At 59.4% G+C, this 3,884-nt stretch carries 4 protein-coding genes; 1 reads left to right on the forward strand and 3 read right to left on the reverse strand.

Features of this window, described 5'->3' with window-relative positions; all coding sequences use genetic code 11:
* Positions 1 to 123: 123 nt before the first annotated feature.
* The gene (locus tag F8N21_RS29965; RefSeq protein ID WP_150645560.1) at positions 124 to 1,911 is read right to left on the reverse strand and encodes an ABC transporter transmembrane domain-containing protein; all 1,788 of its coding nucleotides are present in this window, start codon (positions 1,909 to 1,911) and stop codon (positions 124 to 126) included.
* A gap of 262 nt (positions 1,912 to 2,173) precedes the next feature.
* On the opposite strand from F8N21_RS29965, the gene F8N21_RS29970 reads away from it, so the two are divergent.
* Positions 2,174 to 2,353 carry a PA1571 family protein gene (locus F8N21_RS29970; protein ID WP_150645561.1) on the forward strand — a complete coding sequence of 60 codons (180 nt, stop codon included), beginning with the start codon at positions 2,174 to 2,176 and terminating at the stop codon, positions 2,351 to 2,353.
* A 706-nt stretch (positions 2,354 to 3,059) separates the two neighbouring features.
* Here the strand turns inward: F8N21_RS29970 and F8N21_RS29975 are convergent.
* Positions 3,060 to 3,491, reverse strand: coding sequence for a hypothetical protein (locus F8N21_RS29975; RefSeq protein WP_150645562.1), 432 nt, complete (start codon positions 3,489 to 3,491; stop codon positions 3,060 to 3,062).
* A gap of 64 nt (positions 3,492 to 3,555) precedes the next feature.
* Positions 3,556 to 3,884, reverse strand: a 329-nt coding sequence (locus F8N21_RS31225; RefSeq protein WP_224788322.1) for a hypothetical protein, incomplete at its 5' end; no start/stop codon positions are given.

Below are 3,884 nucleotides of genomic sequence, written 5' to 3' on the forward strand. Positions count from 1 at the left end.
GGATTGCGGACAACCATGAGATTGCCGGCATACGCGGTCGGCGTAGGAGCTGCCGACAGGCTGCGATCTTTTCGGCGGACGCCACAATCGCCAGGATCAACAGATCGCAGCCTGCGGCAGCTCCTACGGTCGGACATCGAGTTCAGGCTTGTCGTCACTGAATTGCAACGCCGCCAACCGGGCATACAACGCGTTGCTGGCGATCAATTGGTGATGGGTGCCGATCGCTACCAGTTTCCCCTGGTCCATCACCGCGATGCGGTCGGCGTTTTTGACCGTGGCCAGGCGGTGGGCGATGACCAGGGTGGTGCGGTTTTTCATCAGGCTGGGCAACGCTTGCTGGATCAGGTGTTCGCTCTGGGCGTCGAGGGCGCTGGTGGCTTCGTCCAGCAGCAGGATCGGTGCGTCGACCAGCAGCGCCCGGGCGATTGCCAGGCGTTGCCGCTGGCCGCCGGAGAGGCCGAGGCCGGCATCGCCGAGGTGGGTCTGGTAGCCGTGGGGCATCTGCAGGATAAAATCATGGGCGTGGGCAATGCGTGCGGCCTCTTCGACCTGGGCGAAGGTCGCCGATGGATTGCCGTAGCGAATGTTCTCCTCGATGCTGCCGAAAAACAGCGCCGGGCTTTGCGAGACCAGGGCAAAGCAGCGGCGCAGGTCGAGTGGCTCAAGTTGGGTCAAGGGATGCCCATCGAGCAGGATTCGGCCCTGCTGCGGATCATAAAAACGCAGCAGCAGGTCGAAGATAGTCGACTTGCCCGCCCCGGAAGGCCCGACCAGCGCCAGGGTTTCGCCGGCCTTGATGGTCAGACTCAGGCCGTCGATGGCATAACTTTCCGGCCGCGACGGGTAGGAAAAACGCAACTCCTCCAGCAGCAGATTACCGTCGACCCGCTCAGGCAATGGGGTCGCGCCGGTGTCTGGCGCCTGGATGATGTTTTCCGAGCGCAACAACTCGGCAATCCGCTCGGCGGCCCCGGCCGCGCGCTGCAGCTCGCCGATCACTTCGCTCAACGTGCCGAAGGCGCCGCCGACGATCAGGCTGTAAAAAACGAACGCGGCCAGTTCGCCCGCGCTGATCCGCCCGGCGATCACGTCCATGCCGCCAACCCAGAGCATCACCCCGACGGCCCCCAGCACCAGCACGATCACCAGGGTAATCAGCCAGGCGCGCTGGAAGATACGTTGGCGGGCGGTGATAAAGGCCTGCTCCACCGTCGCGGCAAAGCGCTGTTCGTCCTGGGGCTGATGATTGTAAGCCTGCACGGTCTTGATCTGGCCGAGGGCTTCCGACACGTAGCTGCCGACATCGGCGATGCGGTCCTGGCTCAGGCGCGACAGGCTGCGTACTCGTCGACCGAAAATCAGGATCGGCGCCAATACCAGCGGCAAGGCCACGACCACAATGCTGGTCAGTTTGGGATTGGTGATAAACAACAACACTATCCCGCCGATGACCATCAAGGCATTGCGCAGAAACAGCGACAGCGATGAGCCGATCACCGATTGCAACAGCGTAGTGTCGGTGGTCAACCGCGACTGGATTTCCGAACTTCGGTTGTTTTCATAAAATCCCGGGTGCAAGTAGATCAAATGGTTGAACACCTGCCGACGAATATCCGCCACGCAGCGCTCGCCGATCCACGACACCAGATAGAAACGCACAAAAGTGCCCACCGCCAGCCCAACTACCAGCAACAGAAACAGGCCGATGGACTGGTTGAGCAATTGTGGCGACTGGGTCATGAACCCCTGATCCACCACCAACCGGATCCCCTGGCCCATGGACAAGGTGATCCCCGCCGTGACGATCAACGCCAGCAAGGCGCCGAGTGCCTGCCAGCGGTACGGCGCGACAAAATGAGTGGCCAGGCGGATTGCACGGCGTTGAGTGGCAGAGAGCATGGAAACCATCCAAAAGCATAGCCAGAAGGGAGAAGCGCAGCCCAGCCTACACCCGCCCATCGGCTGGAACTCGGTAAATCAGAATGAGTGAGGTTAAATATGACCTCTGACACTAGAGCCTAGATGTTATTGATCTAAAGTTCGGGTGGAAGTTCGAGGTTATATCTGGTCGACTAGTGATGCCGCTTTGCTGCCCTGTACGGAGTTGTCACAGAGTGGTCACTTGTCGGCTATACAGTAAGAGCGCACAACCTGATGAGGAGACAGGCACATGTCCTTGCAACACAGTAGCGATGACAAGATTGAAGTGATCCGCACCCAGCCAGACCAATCACTGGGGTGCTCCATTATCGACGCTCAAGGGCGCGAAGTACCGATCACTGAAACCATGATCCAGAGCGCATGTCGCGAGCTGGAAAAGCGATTGGTCAAGCCTGCGAAGCAAGACTGACACATAGCCTCAACGCTTCCTGGACCCGGCCTTGATGCCGGGTTTTTTATGGGCGTTTTTTTGGGGGGGGTCGCTGCGCGACCCATCGCGAGCAGGCTCCTACAGAGGAACTGCGGGCACCCACGACATTGCAGGTGCATGCGGTCGGCGTAGGAGCTGCCGATAGGCTGCGATCTTTTCGGCGGAGGCCACCGTCGCCAGGATCAAAAGATCGCAGCCTGCGGCAGCTCCTACACGGGGGAATGGCGGGCACCCACGACATTGCAGATGCATGCGGTCAGCGTAGGAGCTGCCGATAGGCTGCGATCTTTTCGGCGGAGGCCACCGTCGCCAGGATCAAAAGATCGCAGCCTGCGGCAGCTCCTACACGGGGAATGGCGGGCACCCACGATATTGCAGGTGCATGCGGTCAGCGTAGGAGCTGCCGATAGGCTGCGATCTTTTCGGCGGAGGCCACCATCGCCAGGATCAAAAGATCGCAGCCTGCGGCAGCTCCTACACGGGGAATGGCGGGCACCCACGATATTGCAGGTGCATGCGGTCGGCGTAGGAGCTGCCGATAGGCTGCGATCTTTTCGGCGGAGGCCACCGTCGCCAGGGTCAAAAGATCGCAGCCTGCGGCAGCTCCTACACGGGGACCGGGTTGTGTACAGATTTTGTGTGCATCACCAATCCCGCAGTCTGCCAGGCGAGAGCCCTGAATTGATCAAAGAGTGTATGAGTACTTTTCTTCAACCTTCTGCTTTTCTCGCGCGTACTGATTCAGGTCGATCTCATTCGCATCCAACTTGTTATCAAGCATTAGCACCTCACGCCTTTTCAACTTGGTGATGTGGGCTTTGGTGGCTTGATAGTTGATGAACTCCGCCGCGTGATGCCCGCTTATTGGATCCCAAATCATGGAGAAGGGCCAAAGCAGGAGATTCGCTACGCCATAGCCATAGGCGCGACCATAAAAGGAGCCTACACCCGGCAGAAGACCGAGGCCGGCGGCGAGGGCTGTACTCTTCTCCTGCACGGCGAGGTTATTGGCGCGATAGTTGGCGAGCTCCGCCTCTTGATACGGGTCAAGGCCTGTAGCGCAACCTGTGGTCAATGCTATGAGCACAGCGGCGGTCAAATTGCGAAGTGCGGGCATGCCGAATTCCTTTAGTGTTGTTCCATTCCCGACCCTTTCCGAGCCTTGAGTCGGCGAATCTACACTAAATAGTGGCATTTTGACGTCGGTTTAATTTTTGGGCATGACGCTTGAGATAAACGACACAAAACCGGCCCATCGCCGCAACTTGCAGTTGGATCGCAAGGCTGCTCCGCTTGAGAGAACTGCATTGCCCGTAGGAGCTGCCGCAGGCTGCGATCTTTTGATCCTGGCGATGGTGGTATCCGCCGAAAAGATCGCAGGCTCCGCCAGCTCCTACGCCGACCGCATGCCCCTGCAATGTCGTGGGTGCCCGTAGGAGCTGCCGCAGGCTGCGATCTTTTGATCCTGGCGATGGTGGTATCCGCCGAAAAGATCGCAGGCTCCGCCAGC

It is taken from the genome of Pseudomonas fluorescens (genome assembly GCF_902497895.1).
Taxonomy (GTDB): domain Bacteria; phylum Pseudomonadota; class Gammaproteobacteria; order Pseudomonadales; family Pseudomonadaceae; genus Aquipseudomonas; species Aquipseudomonas fluorescens_BP.

Coding starts and splice junctions, on each gene's coding strand:
- F8N21_RS29965 (WP_150645560.1), bottom strand. CDS start 1,911: ATGGTTTCCATGCTCTCTGCCACTCAACGCCGTGCAATCCGCCTGGCC.
- F8N21_RS29975 (WP_150645562.1), bottom strand. CDS start 3,491: ATGCCCGCACTTCGCAATTTGACCGCCGCTGTGCTCATAGCATTGACC.
- F8N21_RS29970 (WP_150645561.1), top strand. CDS start 2,174: ATGTCCTTGCAACACAGTAGCGATGACAAGATTGAAGTGATCCGCACC.